The sequence below is a fragment of the Massilia phyllostachyos genome (assembly GCF_021044825.1).
Classification (GTDB): domain Bacteria; phylum Pseudomonadota; class Gammaproteobacteria; order Burkholderiales; family Burkholderiaceae_D; genus Telluria; species Telluria phyllostachyos.
This window is the reverse complement of sequence record NZ_JAJNOC010000001.1, coordinates 759,030-779,455: the sequence shown is the minus strand read 5'-3', so window position 1 is coordinate 779,455 and position 20,426 is coordinate 759,030. Positions and strand designations below refer to the sequence as shown.

Below are 20,426 nucleotides of genomic sequence, written 5' to 3'. Positions count from 1 at the left end.
CGGCCACTCTTGCATACCAACTGGGGAATTCTCGACATGGCTGGACACAGCAAATGGGCCAACATCAAGCATAAGAAAGCCGCCACCGACGCCAAGCGCGGCAAGATCTGGACGCGCCTGATCAAGGAGATCACCGTCGCCTCGCGCATGGGCGGCAGCGACATCAATTCGAACCCGCGCCTGCGCCTCGCCGTGGAAAAAGCGGCCGATGCGAACATGCCGAAGGATAACGTCACCCGTGCGATCCAGCGCGGCGCCGGCGAACTGGAAGGCGTCAACTACGAAGAGATCCGCTACGAAGGCTACGGCATCGGCGGCGCGGCGATCATCGTCGACTGCCTGACCGACAACCGCGTGCGGACCGTGGCCGAAGTGCGCCACGCCTTCAATAAATACGGCGGCAACATGGGCACCGAGGGTTCGGTCGCCTTCATGTTCAAGCACGTCGGCCAGTTCCAGTTCGCGCCGGGCGTGGAAGAGGACAAGCTGATGGAAGCGGCCCTGGAAGCCGGCGCCGACGACGTGGTGCAGGACGAGGAAGGCGGCTTCGAAGTGCTGTGCGACCCGTTCGCCTACGCCGGCGTGAAGGAAGCGCTGGAAAAGGCCGGCTTCAAGGCCGAAGTCTCGGAAGTCATCATGAAGCCGGACAACGAAACCGTGCTCACGGGCGACGACGCCGTCAAGATGCAGAAGATCCTCGATGCGCTGGAAAACCTGGACGACGTCCAGGACGTGTACACCAACGCGATCATCGAAGAGTAATTAAGGTTCTCCATGAAAATCCTCGTAGTCGGCTCCGGCGGCCGTGAACACGCCCTGTCCTGGAAACTCGCGCAATCGGAGCGCGTCCAGACCGTCTTCGTCGCCCCCGGCAACGGCGGCACCGCATCGGATTCGCGCCTCGTCACGGTCGAGATCACCGATCCGGCGGCGCTGGCCGACTTCGTGGTGTCCGAAGGCGTGGCCCTGACCCTGGTCGGACCGGAAGCGCCGCTGGCGGCCGGCATCGTCAACCTGTTCCGCGCGCGCGGCCTGAAAATCTTCGGGCCGACGAAAGAGGCGGCGCAGCTGGAAAGCTCGAAGGATTTCGCCAAGGCCTTCATGCAGCGCCACGGCATCCCGACCGCCAAGTACCAGAGCTTCTCGGATGCGGCGCAAGCCCACGCCTACATCGACGCCAACGGCGCGCCGATCGTCATCAAGGCCGACGGCCTGGCGGCCGGCAAGGGTGTGGTGGTGGCCATGTCACTTGCTGAAGCTCATTCCGCGGTCGACCACATGCTGTCCGATAACGCCTTCGGCGACGCCGGCGCGCGCATCGTGATCGAGGAATTCCTGGCGGGCGAAGAGGCCAGCTTCATCGTCATGTGCGACGGCAAGAACGTGCTGCCGCTGGCGACCAGCCAGGACCACAAGCGCCTGAAGGACCACGACGAAGGCCCGAACACCGGCGGCATGGGCGCCTACTCGCCCGCCCCGATCGTGACCCCGTCGATGCACGCGCGCGTGATGCGTGAGATCATCAACCCGACCATCCAGGGCATGGCCAGGGACGGCATCGTGTTCACCGGCTTCCTGTACGCGGGCCTGATGATCGACAGCGAAGGCAACCCGCGCACCCTGGAATTCAACTGCCGCATGGGCGACCCGGAAACCCAGCCGATCATGGCGCGCCTGAAAAGCGACTTCCTGACGGTGCTGGACCACGCCTGCAACGGCACCCTGGACACCGTCGAACTCGAATGGGACCGCCGCACCGCGGTGGGCGTCGTGATGGCGGCGGCAGGGTATCCGGACAGCCCGCGCAAGGGGGACGTCATCGACGGCATTCCGGCGGAGACGCCGGAGTGCGTGACCTTCCATGCGGGGACGCAGCAGGTGGCGGGGTCGCTGCAGACCAGTGGGGGGCGGGTCTTGTGCGTTGTCGGCCTGGGGGATAGCGTGAAGATGGCGCAGAAGCAGGCGTATGAGACGGTGGAGAAGATTCACTTCAATGGGGCGCAGTATCGTCGGGATATCGGCTGGCGCGGGTTGAAATAAGCGCTGTCGGTCTTCACACAAAATTGGGTTCCGGCCTTCGCCGGAACGACGTTGTTTGAGTTCACCGTTAGCCCAAAGACCGTCGTTCCGGCGTAGGCCAAAGTGATGCCACTGGCATCACTTCGCCCAAGTTCGTGGCACGCCACCAACTCCTCCATCCACCACAAGAATAAGTACACCCTCGAAGCAGGTGTACAATCCGTCCCATTTCCGACCCAACCCGTTCGCATGACCACCCCCACCCCCACCGCCATCAAGACCTGGCTGCTCGACCTGCAATCACGCATCGTGCAAGCCCTGGAGCAGATCGACGGCAAGCCCTTCCTGACCGACACTTGGGAACGCCCCGAAGGCGGCGGTGGCATTTCGCGGCTGATCGAGGAAGGCAATGTGTTCGAGCGCGGCGGGGTGAACTTCTCGCACGTGATGGGCGCCAGCCTGCCGCCCTCGGCCATGGCCGCGCGGCCGGAACTGGCGGGCCGCGCCTGGGAAGCGATGGGCGTTTCCTTGGTGCTGCACCCGCGTAACCCCTACGCCCCGACCGTGCACATGAACGTGCGCTTTTTCGAAGCGACCGCGGAAGGCAAGGACCCGGTCTGGTGGTTCGGCGGCGGCATGGATCTGACGCCGTATTACGGCAACATGGACGATGCGCGCCACTTCCACCGCACCTGCCACGACGCCCTGGCCCCCTACGGCATTGAGCTGCACCCGCGCTTCAAGAAGTGGTGCGACGAGTACTTCTACCTGAAGCACCGCAAGGAAGCACGCGGCGTCGGCGGCATCTTCTTCGACGATTTCAACGAACTCGGCTTCGACCAATCGTTCGCCATGGTGCAGCAGGTCGGCAACGGCTTCCTCGACGCCTACCTGCCGATCGTGAACGCGCGCAAGGACCAGCCCTACGGCGAACGCGAGCGCGACTTCCAGGCCTACCGGCGCGGCCGCTACGTCGAGTTCAACCTCGTCTGGGACCGCGGCACCCTGTTCGGCCTGCAGTCGGGCGGGCGCACCGAGGCGATCCTGATGTCGATGCCGCCGATCGTCAAATGGCGCTACGACTGGCATCCGGAACCCGGCGGCCCTGAAGCGGCGCTGTATTCGGACTTTCTCCCGCACCGGGACTGGCTGGCCTCGTGACCCGCTGCGTTGCCCTGCTGGGTGGGAGCTTCGACCCGGTACACCACGGCCACGTCGCACTGGCCGCGCTGTTCGCCGAATTATTGCGGCCGGACGAGCTGCGCATCCTGCCGGCCCTGCCCTGGCAGAAGGCCAGCCTGCAGGCCGGCGAGCGCGATCGCATCCGCATGCTGGAACTGGCCTTCGCCGGCGAATCGTTCGATGTCGTGATCGATACGCGCGAGATCGACCGCGGGACGCCGACCTACACCGTCGAGACCCTGCGCGGATTGCGCGCGGAGCTCGGCGATGCAGCCTCGATCGTCTTCCTGATGGGCGCCGACCAGCTGCAAAAGCTCGACACCTGGCGCGACTGGCAGGAGCTGTTCGCGCTGTGCAACCTGGCAGTGGCGGCGCGTCCCGGCTATGCGCTGGACGAAGACCGGCTGCCGCCCGCGGTGGCGGACCAACTCGCACGGCGGCTGGCGGCGCCCGGGGAAGTGCGCGCCGCGTCGCACGGCAAGGTATGCCTGGCCCGTACCCTGGCGGTGGATATTTCCGCCACACAGATTAGAAACGCCCTCGGCAAGGAACCGGCTACCGGCGCGGATCAAGGTACAGACCTTGGCGCGCTCGTTCCGCGCGGAGTGCTAGACTATATTCAACAACATAACTTATATAAAAGCTAATGGATATCAAGAAACTGCAGACCCTCGTCGTTGACGCCCTCGAAGACGTCAAGGGCCAGGAAATCGTCCTGTTCGACACCACGCACCTGACCAGCCTGTTCGACCGCATCGCCGTCGTCTCGGGCACCTCGAACCGCCAGACCAAGGCGCTGGCCGCCTCGGTGCGCGACAAGGTCAAGGCCGCCGGCGGCGACGTGGTCGGCATGGAAGGCGAGGACACCGGCGAATGGGTGCTGGTCGACCTGGGCGACATGATCGTCCACATCATGCAGCCGGCCATCCGCCAGTACTACCGCCTGGAAGAAATCTGGGGCGACAAGCCGGTCAAGCTGGGCGCCGCCAAGCGCAAGTCGACGCCGGAAGCGGCCGAAGCCGCCGAGTCGAAGGTCAAGTCGAAGCACCTGGCCGCCAACAAGGACGAACCGGAAGCGCAGCCGGTCAAGGAACGCAAGCCTGCGGCGAAGAAAGCGGCCGCCACCACGACCACCGCCGCCAAGAAGCCGGCTGCGAAAAAGGTCCCAACCGGCAAGACCGTGAAGGTTGCGCCGAGCAAGAGCGAAGTCGCCGCCGTCGAAGCCACCAAGGCCAAGCCGCCGAAGCGTACGCCGAAAGCCGCTCCGCTTGACGCCGAGCCGGTGAAGAAGGTGATCCGCCGCGTGAAGAAGGCTGCAGAATAAGTCTCTTATGCAGCTGATCATTGCCGCAGTCGGGCACAAGATGCCGGCCTGGATCGAGTCCGGCTTCGGCGAGTACACCAAGCGCATGCCGCCCGAGCTGCGCATCGTGCTCAAGGAAATCAAGCCGGTCGAGCGCTCCGGCAGCAAGACCGCCGCCACCGCGATGGCGCTCGAGCGCGAGCGCATCGAGGCCGTGCTGCCGAAGGGCGTGCGCATCATTGCCCTGGACGAACGCGGCAAGGACCTGACCAGCGTCGGTCTGTCGCAGATGCTCGAAACCTGGCAGCAGGAGGGGCGCGACACCGCCTTCCTGATCGGCGGCGCCGACGGGCTCGATCCGGCCCTGAAGGCGAAAGCCGAAGGCATGATCCGCATCTCGAGCATGACGCTGCCGCATGGAATCGTGCGCGTCATGCTTGCGGAACAGTTGTACCGTGCCTGGTCGATCACCCAGAATCACCCGTACCACCGCGTCTGAACCGGCCGCTCCCTTCCCCATGAGCACATGAGACATCGCGACAATAAAATCTACCTCGCTTCCAAGAGCCCGCGCAGGCGCGAACTGCTGCGCCAGGTCGGCGTCGAATTCGAGTTGCTGATGCTGCGCAGCGACCCGGCGCGCGGCGCCGCCGACGTCAGCGAGGACGTGCTGCCGGGCGAAGACCCGCACGTGTATGTCGCCCGGGTGGCGAAGGAAAAAGGCGCGTTCGCCTGGAACATGCTGCAGCAGCGCAGGCAGCCGCTGCGGCCGGTGCTGACGGCCGATACCACCGTCACCATCGACGGCGAGATCCTCGGTAAACCGGTCGATCACAAGGAAGCGATTGCCATGCTCGAGCGCCTGTCGGGGCGCACGCACCAGGTGCTGACCTCGGTGGCGATCCATGCGGAGCGGGTGGCGGAGCAGGTCACGCAGCTGTCGGAGGTGCGGTTTGCCAAGCTGACGCCGGCGCAGATCAGGGCGTATTGCGCGACGACCGAGCCGTATGACAAGGCCGGTGGCTACGGCATCCAGGGGCTGGCGGCCTTATTCGTCGAGCATATCGAGGGCAGCCATTCCGGGATCATGGGGCTGCCGCTGTTCGAGACGGCCAATCTTCTGCGCAAAGCCGGCTACCCGGTTTAACGCCTGCATTTCGACGACATCCGAGCTGGTTGAACGCGTGGGCGGGGGAGCGCCCACCCTACGGAAAACCGGGGTTCGGTCGTCCCGCGGATGTGCCCACCGTGTATCATGTCGCTCTGAACAATACTGCACGGCCGGCCATGAACGAAGACATCCTCATCAACATCACCCCGCAGGAAACGCGCGTGGCGCTGGTCCTGCAGGGCGCGGTCCAGGAGCTGCACATCGAGCGCACCCTGACGCGCGGGTTGGCGGGGAACGTCTACCTCGGCAAGGTCGTGCGCGTCCTGCCTGGCATGCAGTCGGCCTTCATCGACATCGGCCTGGAACGCGCGGCGTTTCTCCACGTCGCCGACATCTGGGAAGCGCGCAGCCACGAGGGCGCGGCTACGGCGCCGATGCCGATCGAGAAGCTGCTGTTTGACGGCCAGGTACTGACCGTTCAGGTCATCAAGGACCCGATCGGCACCAAGGGCGCGCGCCTGTCGACCCAGATCTCGATCGCCGGCCGCATGCTGGTCTACCTGCCGCAGGACCAGCACATCGGCATCTCGCAGAAGATCGAAAAGGAAGCCGACCGCGAACTGCTGCGCACCCGCCTGGCGGGCCTGCTGCCGAAGGACGGCAAGGGCGGCTACATCGTGCGCACCCAGGCCGAGGAAGCCTCGGACCAGGACCTGTCGGCCGACGTCGACTACCTGCGCAAGACCTGGGGCGCCATCGTGCAGGGCGCGCGCACCCGCCCGCCGACTTCCCTGCTCTACCAGGACCTGAACCTGGCCCAGCGCGTGCTGCGCGACTTCGTCCACGACGAGACCGCGACCATCCAGGTCGACTCGCGCGAAAACTTCAACATGCTGGTCGACTTCGCCCAGGTCTACACCCCGAGCGTGCTCTCGCGCCTGGTCCACTACACCGGCGAGCGCCCGCTGTTCGACCTGTACGGCGTCGAGGAAGAAATCCTGCGCGCGCTGGGCCGCCGCGTCGACCTGAAAAGCGGCGGCTACCTGATCGTCGACCAGACCGAGGCGATGACCACCATCGACGTCAACACCGGCGGCTACGTCGGCGGCCGCAACTTCGCCGACACCATCTTCAAGACCAACCTGGAAGCCGCGCACGCGATCGCGCGCCAGCTGCGCCTGCGGAACCTGGGCGGCATCATCATCCTCGACTTCATCGACATGGAGAACAACGAGCACCGCAACGCCGTGCTCGCGGAACTCAAGAAAACCCTGGCGCGCGACCGCACCAAGGTCTCGGTGAGCGGCTTCTCGGCGCTCGGCCTGGTCGAGATGACGAGGAAGCGCACGCGCGAGTCGCTGGCCCACATCCTGTGCGAGCCCTGCCCGGCCTGCAGCGGCAAGGGGCAAGTCAAAACCTCGCGCACCATCTGCTACGAGATCCTGCGCGAACTGCTGCGCGAAGCCAAGCAGTTCAACCCGCGCGAATTCCGCATCGTCGCATCCCAAGAGGTGGTCGACCTGTTCCTGGAAGAGGAATCGCAGCACCTGGCGATGCTGGGGGACTTCATCGGCAAGCGGATTTCGTTGCAGGTGGAGAAAGGCTATCACCAGGAACAATACGACGTGATTTTGATGTAAGCAGAAACTTAATAACGATGAGATAGTTTCGGTACCGCGCTGTGTAGAGGACTTGGCGACTCGACGTGGTGGCTCGTACAGTATTACGTGTACCAATCAGTGCCCGGATGTGAGGTTTTCGATTTTCGGCGGACTGGGCTGGACTGTTAGTGCTTGCTAGAGCGCGTTCAGTCCGTCAATTGTCCTGATTAGCATGCCAGAGATTGATGTTCCATTTCACGTCATGCCCTATTAGGCAGTTCAGTCCGCAAAAATTTGATCCGTTGATCATCATTCTCTCAAGCGCCATGTAACTCATGCAGTTGTAGGCCAGAACAAACAGGACAAGCACGCCTGTTGTTTTCTTGAGTCCCCGCACCCGCACGATACCGCTCGGGATCAAACCCATTCTGACGACAATCTGAGCCTGCGTACCGGTGTTGTAACCGCTATTGGGCATCTTCATGATCGTCTGCTGCATTGGCCCAGTCGCAAATCCACAGGCTCGCATCCTTGCCCTCAGATGGGATGGGAATCCTTCATGTCACGCAGCTTGCATACTTTACATAATAAAATGACAATATTTGTTTGCTAGCCTAGCTTGTCAATCTAGCTATAAAAGCAAAAAACAGGGGCTGCTTGATACCATACTGCTACAGATTTTGTTGTTCGGTAACGATATTTTTTTGTAGGACTATTCCTGCGCGGCAAGATGATTGCTACCATTCTTCACAGTCACCAGTAAAAAGAGAGCCAGCCTTTTCAGCTCTAATGAGCCGACCACCTATCCTGCTCTGTTCAGCCGATCACTTACCGTCGCAACGAGACGAAAGTGATACCCACCTTTTCTTTACGTGTACCCCATGACGACTGCCGTTACGAAACAAATCATTTTCATTGACGCCGCCATCAACAATGTGCAGGCCATCCTCGACAGCTTACCGCAAGGTGCGGAAGTGATTCGCCTCGATGCCAACATCGATGGCTTGAGTCAGATCGCCACCGCTCTCGCGCAGCACCGCGACGTCACGGGCGTACACATATTCAGCCACGGCAGCGCCGGCGTTCTGCAGCTCGGATCGGTTACCATCGGTTTGAACAGCTTCGATACTCATAGTGCAGACTTCGCCGTTATCCGCGCCTCCCTGAAGCAAGGCGCCGACCTGCTGCTGTACGGTTGCGATGTCGCCGCCGGTCCGACCGGCCAGGCATTCATGGCAACCCTGGCAGCCGCCACCGGCGCCGACGTCGCCGCTTCCACCAACCTTACCGGAGCCACGTCGTTGGGCGGCGACTGGACGCTGGAAGCCAGCACCGGCAGCATCGAGACCGCGACCATCGCGGCCAATGCCATGCAAGGGACGCTGGCGGCACCGACCATCAACGGGCTGGCCCCGAGCATTACCTATACCGAAGGCGCCCAAGCCATCGCGGTCAACAATAACGTGACCTTCAATGGCGGTAGCGCGTATGGCGGTGGTTATGTCCGCTACGAGGTCGGCAGTGCGAACGGCGCCGATGTCCTTCAACTGCAAAGCGCGGCCAACGCCAACGCAGCTGGCGCCGTGACCGTCGACGACGGTACCGTGTACCTCGGGAATGGCACTGGCAAGGACGCGATCGGCTCGATCGACGCCAATTTCAACGGCGTGAACGGCAAAGCCTTGCAGGTCAACTTCTCGGCCAACTTCACCAACCCGAGCTTCGAGGCGAACGGCGGCAGCGTTACCGGCTGGACCATCGGCAACCAATGGGTCAATCTCGGCACGACCGTGATCGGCGGTTTCGTGTCGCCCGAAGACACTACCTTCGCACCCAATTCCGGTGGCGACAACGAAGCGCCTGTCAGCGCCTCGTTCAATTCGCAAATCGCCGCCGGCGGTTCGACGGCCAGCCCGGGTGGCGGCAACAGCTCGTTGCGGCTGTACAGCGACATGCAGACGGCACAGGGTTATGACACCGTCCACGGCCCGTATGCGATGTCCAACGTGTTCGAAGCGTCGAAAGGCGACGTCCTGTATTTCGACTGGAAGGCAGCCGGCGGCTCCGATGCTTTCGATGCATTTGGCTATTTGCTCAATGCCCAGACCGGCCAGGCTACCGTCGTGCTCAACCGCACCGGCGCCAATGCCAGCGAGACCACTCCCTGGACTACCGCCAGCGTCACGGTTCCGACCAGCGGCGACTACCGTTTCGTGTTCGTCTCGGGTACGTGGGACGCAACCGGCGGCCGTGCGGCCGGCGGCTCGCTGTACGTGGACAATTTCAAGGTCTTCGGCAACAAGGTCACCGACGCCGTCACGACCTCCATTGCCCAGCAGATCACCTACCAGAACACCGCCCATGACGCGCCGCCGAGCCGTACGCTGACCATCACTGCAGCCGACGGCAACGGCGCCAAGACTACCGCCACGACCACCCTGAATGTCGCCGGTGTCAACGACGCGCCGGTCTTTACGGGCGGCGCCATGCTGGCCGGCGTGCTGGAGGACGCCGCCAACCCGATCGGCGCCACCGTGAGCAGCCTGTTCGGCAACAAATTCACCGACGCCGATAACACGTATAGCCCGACCGATAGCCTGGGCGGCATCGTCATCACCGGCAACGCGGCGAGCGTGGCGCAAGGCAAGTGGCAATACAGCACCGATGGCAGCAACTGGAACGACGTCGGCGCCGTGTCCAACGCCAGCGGCCTGGTGCTCGCCGCCACGGCCAAGCTGCGCTTCCTGCCGGGCGCCGACTATCCGAGCGGCAGCGTGGCGCACAACGCCGCCGCCGCCCCGGGGGGCCTGACCATCCACGCGGTCGACAGTTCGTATGCCGGCGCCTATACCAACGGACCGGGCAGGCAGCTGTTCGACACCACGACCGACGACGCCACATCGGCGGTATCGGCTGGCGGCGTGAGCCTGGGCACCACGGTGACCGAAGTCAACGACGCTCCACGCTTCGATTCCACCCCGGCGTCCGGCGCCCTGGCCGACACCGATGCCTACGACGCCGGCGGCGCCATCGCCGCCGCCGGTACCGGTATGTCCGGTACGCTGGCCGCCCACGACGTCGAAAGCGATACGTTCAGCTATGGCATCCGCGGCGGCAACGACGATGGCCACGGCCATATCGTGCGTACCGGCCTCTACGGCACCCTGAGCATCGACAAGGCATCCGGCGCCTGGACCTACACGCCAAACGAAGTCGCCGTCAACGCACTGCCGGCCAACACGAACGTCATCGACCATTTCGAGTTCCGTGTTACCGATTCGCTTGGCGCCTCGTCGGTGCAGACCTATGACGTCAACATCTCGGGCGTCAACGACAAGCCGCTGGCACATGCCGGCAAGATGCCGGACGTGAGCGCCACCACCAGCGACTGGGCCTACCAGCTGCCGTCCACGGCCTTTACCGATGCCGAAGGCTCTGGCCTGACCTATACCGCGACCCTGGCCGATGGCAGCGCGCTGCCGAACGAAATCAAGTTCGATGCAGCTAGCCGCACCTTCTCGACCAAGGGCGCCGACATCGGCGACTACGAGATCAAGGTCACCGCAAGCGACGGCGAGTACAGCGTCAGCGACACCTTCAAGCTGACGGTGGGGAATAGCGCGCCGGTGCTGAGCGCACCGATCGCCCCCAAGGTCGTGGCCGACAACCCCGCCTATACCGTATCGATCCCGGACACCACGTTCACCGATCCCGATGGGGATCCGCTGAGTTATACCGTGCTGGTGAATGGCCTCGATGTCACCGGCGCCAACGGTACCTCCGCCTTCAGCTTCGACCCGCTTACCGGCAAGCTGACCGGAGACAGCACCACGGCGAACGACACCAACCTGGTTGAAGTCCGCGCGAACGACGGCAGCACTACCAGCAGCACCACCTTCGCGCTCACCTTCGACCGCGGCAACCACCCGACCAGCACGGCGGGCACTCCGGTGCCGGAACACACCTGGACCGGCGCCGGCGACAAGCAGTTCCAGCTGCCGGCGGGGAGCTTCCAGCTCGACAAGGCTGGCGTCGCCCAGACCTTCAAGGCAACCCTGTCCGACGGCACTACGGCGCTGCCGGCCTGGCTGCACTTCGACGAACAAACAGGTACCTTCTCGGGCAACCCGCCGGACGGCTCGGCAGGCAAGTTGAACCTGCTGGTCACCGCGTTCGAGAATGGCGCCGCGACCTCCGCCACCCAGCCGGTCGTCCTGAACATCGTCGATCCCAACGATGCGCCCACGCTCATCGGCAGCCAGGCGCTTGGCGACAAGACCCACACCGATACGAGCAATTTCAGCTTCACCTTCGGCGACCTGTTCGACGACGCCGATGGCCCTTCCGCCGACATCGCCTACAGCGCCAAGCTGGCCGACGGTAGCCCGCTGCCGTCCTGGCTGACGTTCAATGCCGCCACCCATACCTTCAGTGGTGTCCCAACCGGCGGCACGCCTTACCTGAACATCGTCGTCACCGGCACCGATGCCGGCGGCAAGTCCGCGTCGTCGAGCTTCACCCTGAACCTGCAGGACGTTACCGACACCGCCACCGTCGGCACCAACGACACCAACACCGTGGGTGTGGTGAACATCGTCGACCAGAACGGCGGCACCCTGCTGCAGAACGACGTCCTGAAAGCCACGGTGACCGATGCCAACAACGGCAACCAGAACGTCAACGTCGTCTACCAGTGGCAAGCGTCCAGCGACAATGGCGCGACCTGGAACGACATCGCCAACGCGACCGGCGACCAGTTCACGCTGGGCCAGGCCCAAGTGGGCAAGCAGGTGCGCGTCCAGGCCTTTTACCTCGACGGCGGCGGCGTGGCGGAAAGCCCGGTCGCCAACGCGCTGGGACCGGTTGTCAACGTGAACGATGCCGGCGTCCTGACCTTCAGCGGTTCGCTGTCCGTGGGCAGCGAGCTGCGCGCCACGCTGTCGGACATCGACGGCCTGTCCGGCGCCATTCCGACCTATCAGTGGGAAACCTCGACCGATAACGGCGCCACCTGGACCGCGATCGACGGTGCCACGTACAGCACCTACACCATCACGAATGCCGATGGCGGCAAGCATATTCACGTCAAGGCGACCTATACCGACGACCAGAACACCACCGAAACCGCCACTGCGACGGGTTCGAAGATCGCGCTGGGTTCGGTCGCACCGGTGGCATCGAACGTCAATGTCGATGCGGTCGAGAGGGGCGGACAGAACAACAGTGCCGGCGGCCAGAACCCGACCGGCGACCTGTTCGCCGCGGTGACCGACGCCAACGCCGGCGACACCAAGGCGATTCAGTCGCTGCGCGTCGGCTCCTCCGAAGGCCTGGGCTCGGACGCCCGCGACGATGGCGCCTTCCTGGTAATCCAGGGCAACTACGGTACACTGACGGTGAACAAGGCCACGGGGGCCTACGTGTACGAAGTCGACCAGAACCAGGGCGATGTCCAGAAGATGAACGTCGGCAGCTCTCTGATCGACGCGTTCAACTACACCGTGGTCGACCGTGACGGCCTGACCGATACCGCCGTGCTGACCGTCACCGTCAAGGGCGCCAACGACGCACCGGTAGTGCTCGCTACGCCGACCGTCAGCGTGATCGAGGACACCGAAGCCACCATCGACCTCTCGAACGTCAACATCACCGACAGCGACGGCGGCACCGGCTTCAGCTTCAAACTGGTCGCCAGTGAAGGCACCCTCGCAGCCGCCGACGGCACCGGCGTGACCGTGACCGGCAGCGGCACCGGTACGCTGGTACTGACAGGTTCGATGAGCGACGTCAACGCCTACCTCAAGAACCTGGCAGCGATCAAGTACACCGGCGCCCTTGACGACAACGGCGCCCCGGGCGCAGTGATCAGCCTGTATGCCAACGACGGCGGCGGCGACGTCAAGGTCAGCGAAGCCAGCGTGTCGATCACCGCGGTGAACGACGCCCCCGCCGGCACCAATGGCGTCGTTACCACCCTGGAAGACACCCCATATGCTCTGCAGGCCGCCGATTTCGGCTTCACCGATCCGAAGGATGCGGTGTCGAACACCGCCAACCAGCTGGCTTCGGTCACCATCACGACCCTCCCAACGGCAGGCAAGCTGACCCTCGGCGGCGTCGCCGTCGAGGCTGGCCAGCGCGTCACGGTGGCCGACATCGGCGCGGGCAAGCTGGTGTTCGCGCCGGTGGCCGACGCCAATGGCCAGGGCCACAGCAGTTTCACCTTCCAGGTGCAGGATGACGGCGGCACCGCCAACAGTGGCGCCGACTTCGACCTGAGCCCGAACACGCTCACCATCGACGTCACTCCGGTCAACGATGCTCCGGTGCTGGTCAATGCCGGCACCAGCACCCCGCATCTGAGCGTCATCGACGAGAACAACGTCGCCAGCGCCGGCAACCTGATTGGCGACCTGGTGCGTCCGGTCGACGGCGCCTCGACCCCGGCAGCGGGCGAGGAGCGCAGCTTCTTCACCGACGTCGACTTCGCCACCAAGGGCACCGTCGGCGCTCCGGGCGAGCGCTGGGATGGTGGCGTGGCCATCTACAATCTGAAGAACGAGGGCCCGGCCGACGGCGGCACGTGGCAGTTCTCGACCGACAACGGCACGACCTGGAACGCCGTCGGCGCCGTGGCGGCCGGCCAGGCCCTGCTGCTGGCCTCGACCGACAAGCTCCGCTTCGTGCCGGACACCGACAACGGCGCCATCGCCACCTTCGACTACTACCTGTGGGACGGCTCGAGCGGCACGCACGGCACCAAGGCCAGCGTCGAGGTTCGGGGCGGCACCACCGCGTTCTCGCTGGCCGGCGACAAGGCCAGCATCAGCGTCACCCACGTCAACGATGCGCCGACCCTCGACCTGGATGCCAACGTGGCGGGTACCGGCTACAAAGCCGACTTCCTGATTCGCGGCAATGCGGTCGCCATCGCGGCGCCGACCATGAAAATCGCCGATGTGGACAAGCTGGGCGCCACCCAGCCGGATACGATCACCTCGGCGACCGTGGCGATCACTTCCGGCGCGATCGATAACGAGTCGGGCGCAATCTACGAGACCCTGAACTCGTCGTTCGGAGCGAACTACGCCGGCAGCCTGGGCACGATTGTCATCAGTGGCAACGGTACGCCGTCGCTGAGCCTGAGCGGCGCCGGTACCTGGGCCGACTACGAGGCGGCGATCAAGAGCGTCAGCTACCGCAACGCCAATCCGAACGCATACCATGGCGAACGCACGGTCACGGTCACGGTCAGGGATGGTTCGATCACCGATCCGGGCCACTCGCTGTCCGCCACCGCGGTCACCACGATCGACAACATCTGGGCGCCGGCGATCGACACCAACGGCGGGGCCGAAGGCCTGATCTACACCACTACCTACACCGAGGACGACGCGCCGGTGCGCATCGCTAGCGCGGACTCGACCATCACCGACGAGGATAGCCACCTGAAATCCGTGGTCGTGTCCATCAGTAACGTCAAGGACGCCGGCAGCGAAACGCTGGGCATTCCGGCGGCGACCGTGACGACCCTGACCGGCCTGGGCCTGACGGTGACGGGCAACGGCACCACCTCGATCACGCTGTCGGGCGACATCGCTCCCAGCCTGTACCAGCGCGCCCTGCGTGCGATCACCTACGAGAACACCTCGCAGCATCCGGACCAGGCCCAGCGCGTCATCACGATCCAGTCGACCGATATCGACAACCACAAGGGCGACGTCGGCTACTCGCACATCAACGTGGTCTCGGTGCAGGACGCGCCGGCGGCGCTGCCGCCGCGCGGCCCGGTGCCGGGCACGGTTGCCGGCGACCCGGGTTACGGACCGGGCGTGAAGGAACTGCCGTCGAACTTCGTCGACGTCGACGGCGACGTGCTGAAATACAGCGCGACGCTGGACGACGGCTCGCCGCTGCCGACCTGGCTGAAAATCGATCCGGACACCGGCACCCTGCGCGGCAACCCGCCGGCCGGCCTCGACGGCAAGACGCTGACCATCAAGGTCACCGCGACCGACCCGTTCGGCAACAAGGGCACTGACACCTTCACCTGGAGCTTCAAGGACACCAATGACCTGCCGGTGGTGACGACCCCGATCCCCGACCAGGCCAAGAATGGTTCCGGCACGTTCTCGTTCCCGATTCCGACCAACACCTTCACGGACGGCGACGGCGAGAAGCTGGACTATACCGTCGGCCTGGCCGACGGCAACGGCGGCGGAACCAAGCCGCTCCCGGCCTGGCTGCACTTCGACCCGCTGACCAATACCTTCAGCGGTAATCCGCCGGCAGGAGCCGAGTCGCCACTGACGGTGCGTGTCAAGGTGACCGATGCCGCGGGCGCAACAGTCTACGACGATTTCGTCGTCAATCTGAGCGGCAACCTGAACGACGTGCCGACGGTGGGCAAGCAACCGGTGCCGCCGCAATTCACCACTGGTACCGCGCTCGACTATAAGCTGCCGTCCGACACCTTCGTCGATGGCGATGGCGATCCGCTGCACATCACGGCGGTAGTGGTGAACGCGGACGGCAGCACCGGTCCACTGCCAAGCTGGTTGACCTTCGACGAATCCACCGGCACCTTCAGCGGCAAGACCGGCGAAGCGGTCAACCTGACAATTCGCCTGACCGGCACCGATGCCAGCGGGACCGCGGCCAGTACCGAGTTCAAACTGGCCAGCCAAGCCCCGTTCAGCCCGCCGTCGACCCCGGTCGATGGCGACAACGACGGCCAGCCGGACAACGAGGAAATGGGCCTGGATACCGACAAGGACGGTATCCCCGACAATCTCGACACCGATGACGATAACGACGGCATCGATTCGACAACCGAGTCGAAGGCGCCCGCGCTCCATACCGGCGGCCTGTCCGGCGACGGCAACGGCGACGGCATCGCTGATACCCGCCAGGCCAATGTGTCCTCGGCCCCGCTGGTGCGCCACGACATCAAGAATGCCGACGGCAGCGCGATGCAATCCTATGTGACGCTGGTGGCCGACTCGCACGAAGGCAAGGTGGATGCCGGCAGCCTGTCGAAGCTGCTGACCTTCGAGCAAATCGATTCGCCAGGATATTTGCCAGTGGGCATGAGCCATCCAATGGGCATGATTGCCTTCACGTCGAAGGTCGCCCAGGCTGGCGCCACCGAGTCGTTCAGCCTGTATGTCGACAAGTCGGTGGCCGTGAACGGCTACTGGAAGGTCGACAAGTATGGCGACTGGGTCAACCTTGCGAGCGAAGAATATGGCGGCAAGGTGGTAGCCGAGGGCAACAAGCTGCGCCTGGACTTCAAGATTACCGATGGCGGCCAGTTCGACGAGGACGGCAAGGCTGACGGCATCATCACTGACCCGGGTGCAGCCGGTTGGGGCATCACGACCAAGCTGGCGGACGATATGGACAACGACCAGTTCCCGGATCACCTGGAAGCAGCAAATGGCCTCACTGTCGGCACGAAGGACAACGATGTCTTTGGCAGCAGCAAACTGTTCGTGATGCAGATGTACCGCGATACCCTGTTCCGCGAGGCGGAATCGGGCGGACTTGACTTCTGGAAAGGCTTGATCGACAAGGGCACGCTGGACCGTGCACAGGTCGCCAACGCCTTCCTCCATTCGGCTGAATTCCAAAGCATGGCTGGTACCGTGGCCCGCTTGTACCTCGGGGCAATGGACCGCGTGCCGGACGATGCTGGCCTGAGCGCCTGGCTAGGTGCGATGAAAGGCGGCATGACCCAGGCCGAAGTTGCCAAAGGCTTCGCTGAGAGCGCCGAATTCAAGACGATCTACGGCGCCCTGGACAATGCCAGCTTCATTTCGCAGCTGTACCACAATGTCCTGGACCGCGCGGTTGGCGCATCGGAACTGCAGGCGTGGACGAAGTCGATGGACAACGGCGCGAGCCGGGGCGACGTCCTGCTTGCTCTGAGCGAGTCGGCCGAAAACATCGCACACATGGATGGCACGGTAACGGTGGCACTGGCGTATACGGGCCTGCTCGGCCGTACTCCGGATAGCGCTGGCTTCGACTTCTGGATGGACAAGATCGAGCACGGCGTGTCCCAGGAAGCAGTCATTGGCGCCTTCATCGGCGTACCAGAGTTCCACGACCGCTTCTTGCCCTGACCGGCAACCGACCGGGTAATCCCGGTCGACTAGAGGGATGCAACGGATCCACTTCGACGTGGATCCGTTTTTTTATGCGCCAGGAATGGCACGTAGCGCAGTGACTGACGCTGCCTCACTGTTGTGTGATGAGCTAAACGACTTGAGGATGAAAATCCTCTACACACCTGGCATGAGAAAGTGTTGGCTGAACGGTAAGAATGTCTGGCAAAAGGAAGATTTTGAAGGATCAGGTCTGCTGTAAGCAACGGACACGCTTTTCTTACCCCTGTCGCTGTTCGCTGAAGAATTCGGCGAATAATGTTGGCAGAACAAAGCCGATGCGGGAATGGCGCCGCTGTCGGTTATAAAAGATTTCAATATTTTCTTGAATCGAGGGCTCGCCTCATCATCGGTGGTATAGCGGCGATGATGGACAAGTTCATTCTTCAGTGTGTCTCAGAAGCTCTTCATCGGCGCGTTGTCATCGCAGTTACCGCAAAGCGACATCGACGTACGCATGTCGAATTGCGCCACCGGCGCTTGGTAGGAGTGCAGTACTGGGTCCACGGCCCGAATGGCCGATCTCCGAAACCGGCCGCTTGTGGCTCAAGGCGCGCCATAAGGCCTGCGTCGTCAGCTCGTGCGTCATGCGCTCGCTAGCTAGGCATACTAGTGACGACATCATGGTACGTCAAAGGACGATACAGACAATAAACCAATATAAAACAAAGGCTTACATGAATTGAACGATGCCATCAGACGGTGATGGAGCATCAAAAAATTACGATGTGATCCTGATGCAGGCGGGCGTCAGGCGGAAAGGCCGTCGTAGATCTCCTCTTCCTGGACGAAGTGCATGCGCAGGATCGACTCGAGCGCGTACAGGGTGCGGCGCAGCGCGATCCTGGACGCGCCGTCGTCGCACGCGCCCAGGGTGGCGTAGCGCTCGACGGCGCGGCTGAGCCGGAAGATCTCGCGATGGGTGCCGCTCATCGATGCCATCGGGTCTTCTCCTCCCATCATGCGCGCCAGCCGCGGATACAGGGCGGCGTCGTCCTGCGACTCGTGCGGCAGCAAGTGCTCCTGCAGCGCGGCATTGAGCTGGACGAGTTCGGCGATCAAGGCGGGCATCGGCATGTCATCGGTTCCGTCCGCCAGGGAGGCGACGCGGTCGACCAGCGGCAGCAGCCGGGCATGTTCCTCCCTGAGCTTCGCGACCTCTTCCGGCCCCATGGTGCGGCCGGCGCGCGCCATGTCCAGGCGCAGCACGCGCAGCGCATTGAGGATCACCGCGACGTCGATCGATTCCTGCAGCACCGCCCCGGCCACCGGCGGCAGGTAGCCAAATGCGGCGGCGATCATCGCCGCGATCGACAGGCCCATCCCCGCGGCCACGCTCTGGAGGGCGATCCTGCGCGTGCCGCGGGCGATCCGCACGGCGAAGGCGAGACGGTCCAGCCGGTCGACCAGCAGGACGACCTGGGCCGATTCGGCGGCCGCGGCGGCGCCGCGCGCGCCCATCGCCACGCCGATATCGGCGGCGGCGAGGGCCGGCGCATCGTTGATGCCGTCACCCACCATCATCGTCACCCCGCCCGCCCGCGCCATCGCGATGGCCTCGAGCTTCGATGCCGGCGTCTGGTCCGGCATGACGCTGTCGATGCCCAAGGACCTGGCGATCGTTTCGGCCACATCGCGGCGGTCCCCGGTCAGCATGGCGATCCGCTTCACGCCGCAGGCCTTCAGCAGCCGCAGCGCCCTGGGCGCATCCAGCCGGGCCGCATCGGCCATCAGGAGCACGCCGCACAAGCTGCCGTCCACGGCCACGCAGACCACGGCGGAGCCGTCGTATCCGGCCCGTTCCAGGATGCCGGCCGCCCAGGCGGGGCGGGACGCATTTCCCGCCACGAAGGCGTAGCTGCCGACACGCACCTCCCGGTCCCCGACACGGCCGCTCAAGCCGGCGCCCGGCGCCTCGCTGGCGCCGGCGGGCGTGTCCAGGCGCAGGCCGCGTTCGCGCGCCGCCTCCACCACGGCCTGCGCGATCGCATGGCCCGACAGCTGCTCCAGCGAGGCGGCCAGGCCGAGCACCTGCTCCGGCCGCAGCGCCGGGTCGTTCGCGCTCGCCGCCAGCCGCGCCCTGCCGCCGGTGAGCGTACCCGTCTTGTCGAAGAAGATGGTCTCGACCTGCGCCATCTTTTCGAGCGCGGCGCCGTGCTTGACCAGCACCCCGCGCTGGGCGCAGCGCGACATCGCGCTGACGATGGCGACCGGCACCGCCAGGATCAGCGGGCACGGGGTGGCCACCACGACCACGGCAAGGGCCCGATTCGGATCCCCTGTCAGGAGCCAGGCGAGTCCCGCGGTCCCCAGGGCCAGCGGAACGAACAGGAGCGCGTAGCGGTCGGCCAGGCGCGCCGCCGGCGCCTTCGACGCCTGTGCCGCCCGGACCAGGCGGATGATGCCGCTGAAGGTACTGTTCTCGGCGGTGCTGGTGGCCAGCATGTCGAAGGCGTCCCCCGCGTTCACGGCGCCGCTGCCGACCGCAGTGCCGGCCGCGCGGGTCACCGGCAGCGATTCGCCGGTCAGGCTCGACTCGTCCAGGATGGCGGAGCCGGACAGGGCGCCGTCGACCGGCACCGTTTCGCCGGGCCGGACCAGCAGGCGGTCGCCAGGCGCCACCGCCGCCAGCGGCACCCGGACCACGGCGCCGTCTTCATGGCGGTTGGCGTACCGGGGCGCGCGCGCGAGCAGCGCCGACATCTCGTCCCGCGCGCGCTTTTCCGCGTAGTCTTCCAGGGCGCGGCCGCTGGCAAACATCAGGGCGATCACGGCTGCCGCCAGGCTCTCCTGCAGGGCCAGTGCGCCGGCGATCGCGACGACGGCGATCAGGTCGAGTCCGAACTGCCTGCGCCACAAGGCGACGGCGGCATCGGCCAGAACGGCGAGCAGGACGACGCCCGCCCCCACTGCCCAGGCCCCGCCCGCCGTGCGGCCGTCCCCGAGCGCCGACAGCAAGCCGCCGGCTGCCAGCGCCGCGCCGACGAACGCCATCAGGAGCACATTGCGTTGCGTGTTCTGCAGCTTCATCATGGATTCAT

The 20,426-nt window shown here is 64.6% G+C and carries 11 protein-coding genes and 1 pseudogene; 9 read left to right on the top strand and 3 right to left on the bottom strand.

Going from position 1 to position 20,426, the window contains the following annotated elements:
- Positions 1 to 36 precede the first annotated feature (36 nt).
- The 8 genes from LQ564_RS03340 to rng all read left to right on the top strand — a co-directional run bounded on the left by LQ564_RS03340 (position 37) and on the right by rng (position 7,255).
- Positions 37 to 762, top strand: coding sequence for a YebC/PmpR family DNA-binding transcriptional regulator (locus tag LQ564_RS03340; protein ID WP_231056653.1), 726 nt, complete (start codon positions 37 to 39; stop codon positions 760 to 762).
- 12 nt (positions 763 to 774) lie between these two features.
- A complete protein-coding gene (gene purD, locus LQ564_RS03335) occupies positions 775 to 2,040 on the top strand; it encodes a phosphoribosylamine--glycine ligase (RefSeq protein ID WP_231056652.1) in 1,266 nt (421 codons plus the stop codon).
- A 228-nt stretch (positions 2,041 to 2,268) separates the two neighbouring features.
- Complete coding sequence (gene hemF, locus LQ564_RS03330) at positions 2,269 to 3,180, top strand: oxygen-dependent coproporphyrinogen oxidase (protein WP_231056651.1); 912 nt, start codon at positions 2,269 to 2,271, stop codon at positions 3,178 to 3,180.
- Positions 3,177 to 3,848, top strand: coding sequence for a nicotinate-nucleotide adenylyltransferase (locus LQ564_RS03325; RefSeq protein WP_231056650.1), 672 nt, complete (start codon positions 3,177 to 3,179; stop codon positions 3,846 to 3,848). The genes hemF and LQ564_RS03325 overlap by 4 nt, the downstream gene beginning before the upstream one ends.
- Positions 3,848 to 4,525 carry a ribosome silencing factor gene (gene rsfS, locus LQ564_RS03320; protein ID WP_231056649.1) on the top strand — a complete coding sequence of 226 codons (678 nt, stop codon included), beginning with the start codon at positions 3,848 to 3,850 and terminating at the stop codon, positions 4,523 to 4,525. The genes LQ564_RS03325 and rsfS overlap by 1 nt, the downstream gene beginning before the upstream one ends.
- A gap of 7 nt (positions 4,526 to 4,532) precedes the next feature.
- Positions 4,533 to 5,003, top strand: coding sequence for a 23S rRNA (pseudouridine(1915)-N(3))-methyltransferase RlmH (gene rlmH, locus LQ564_RS03315; protein ID WP_231056648.1), 471 nt, complete (start codon positions 4,533 to 4,535; stop codon positions 5,001 to 5,003).
- 27 nt (positions 5,004 to 5,030) lie between these two features.
- Entirely contained in the window at positions 5,031 to 5,651 is a 621-nt protein-coding gene (locus LQ564_RS03310; protein WP_231056647.1) for a Maf family protein, read from the top strand.
- A gap of 140 nt (positions 5,652 to 5,791) precedes the next feature.
- Positions 5,792 to 7,255, top strand: a complete 1,464-nt coding sequence (gene rng / locus LQ564_RS03305) for a ribonuclease G (protein ID WP_231056646.1) — start codon at positions 5,792 to 5,794, stop codon at positions 7,253 to 7,255.
- 175 nt (positions 7,256 to 7,430) lie between these two features.
- Here the strand turns inward: rng and LQ564_RS03300 are convergent, their stop codons facing one another.
- Positions 7,431 to 7,700: a hypothetical protein gene (locus LQ564_RS03300; RefSeq protein ID WP_231056645.1), complete on the bottom strand. Its 270-nt coding sequence runs from the start codon at positions 7,698 to 7,700 to the stop codon at positions 7,431 to 7,433.
- A gap of 397 nt (positions 7,701 to 8,097) precedes the next feature.
- On the opposite strand from LQ564_RS03300, the gene LQ564_RS03295 reads away from it, so the two are divergent.
- The gene (locus tag LQ564_RS03295) at positions 8,098 to 17,343 is read left to right on the top strand and encodes a putative Ig domain-containing protein (RefSeq protein ID WP_231056644.1); all 9,246 of its coding nucleotides are present in this window, start codon (positions 8,098 to 8,100) and stop codon (positions 17,341 to 17,343) included.
- Positions 17,344 to 17,605: 262 nt separating this feature from the next.
- On the opposite strand, the pseudogene LQ564_RS03290 reads toward LQ564_RS03295, so the two are convergent.
- Positions 17,606 to 17,983 (bottom strand): annotated as a pseudogene (locus tag LQ564_RS03290) (integrase core domain-containing protein); the annotation flags it as partial.
- Between the two features lie 152 nt (positions 17,984 to 18,135).
- The gene (locus LQ564_RS03285; protein WP_231056643.1) at positions 18,136 to 20,418 is read right to left on the bottom strand and encodes a heavy metal translocating P-type ATPase; all 2,283 of its coding nucleotides are present in this window, start codon (positions 20,416 to 20,418) and stop codon (positions 18,136 to 18,138) included.
- Between the last annotated feature and the right edge of the window lie 8 nt (positions 20,419 to 20,426).

Excerpts from the sequence above, each read along its gene's own strand:
- LQ564_RS03340 (WP_231056653.1), top strand. The coding sequence starts at position 37 with ATGGCTGGACACAGCAAATGGGCCAACATCAAGCATAAGAAAGCCGCC.
- purD (WP_231056652.1), top strand. The coding sequence starts at position 775 with ATGAAAATCCTCGTAGTCGGCTCCGGCGGCCGTGAACACGCCCTGTCC.
- hemF (WP_231056651.1), top strand. The coding sequence starts at position 2,269 with ATGACCACCCCCACCCCCACCGCCATCAAGACCTGGCTGCTCGACCTG.
- rsfS (WP_231056649.1), top strand. The coding sequence starts at position 3,848 with ATGGATATCAAGAAACTGCAGACCCTCGTCGTTGACGCCCTCGAAGAC.
- rlmH (WP_231056648.1), top strand. The coding sequence starts at position 4,533 with ATGCAGCTGATCATTGCCGCAGTCGGGCACAAGATGCCGGCCTGGATC.
- LQ564_RS03310 (WP_231056647.1), top strand. The coding sequence starts at position 5,031 with ATGAGACATCGCGACAATAAAATCTACCTCGCTTCCAAGAGCCCGCGC.
- rng (WP_231056646.1), top strand. The coding sequence starts at position 5,792 with ATGAACGAAGACATCCTCATCAACATCACCCCGCAGGAAACGCGCGTG.
- LQ564_RS03300 (WP_231056645.1), bottom strand. The coding sequence starts at position 7,700 with ATGAAGATGCCCAATAGCGGTTACAACACCGGTACGCAGGCTCAGATT.
- LQ564_RS03295 (WP_231056644.1), top strand. The coding sequence starts at position 8,098 with ATGACGACTGCCGTTACGAAACAAATCATTTTCATTGACGCCGCCATC.
- LQ564_RS03285 (WP_231056643.1), bottom strand. The coding sequence starts at position 20,418 with ATGATGAAGCTGCAGAACACGCAACGCAATGTGCTCCTGATGGCGTTC.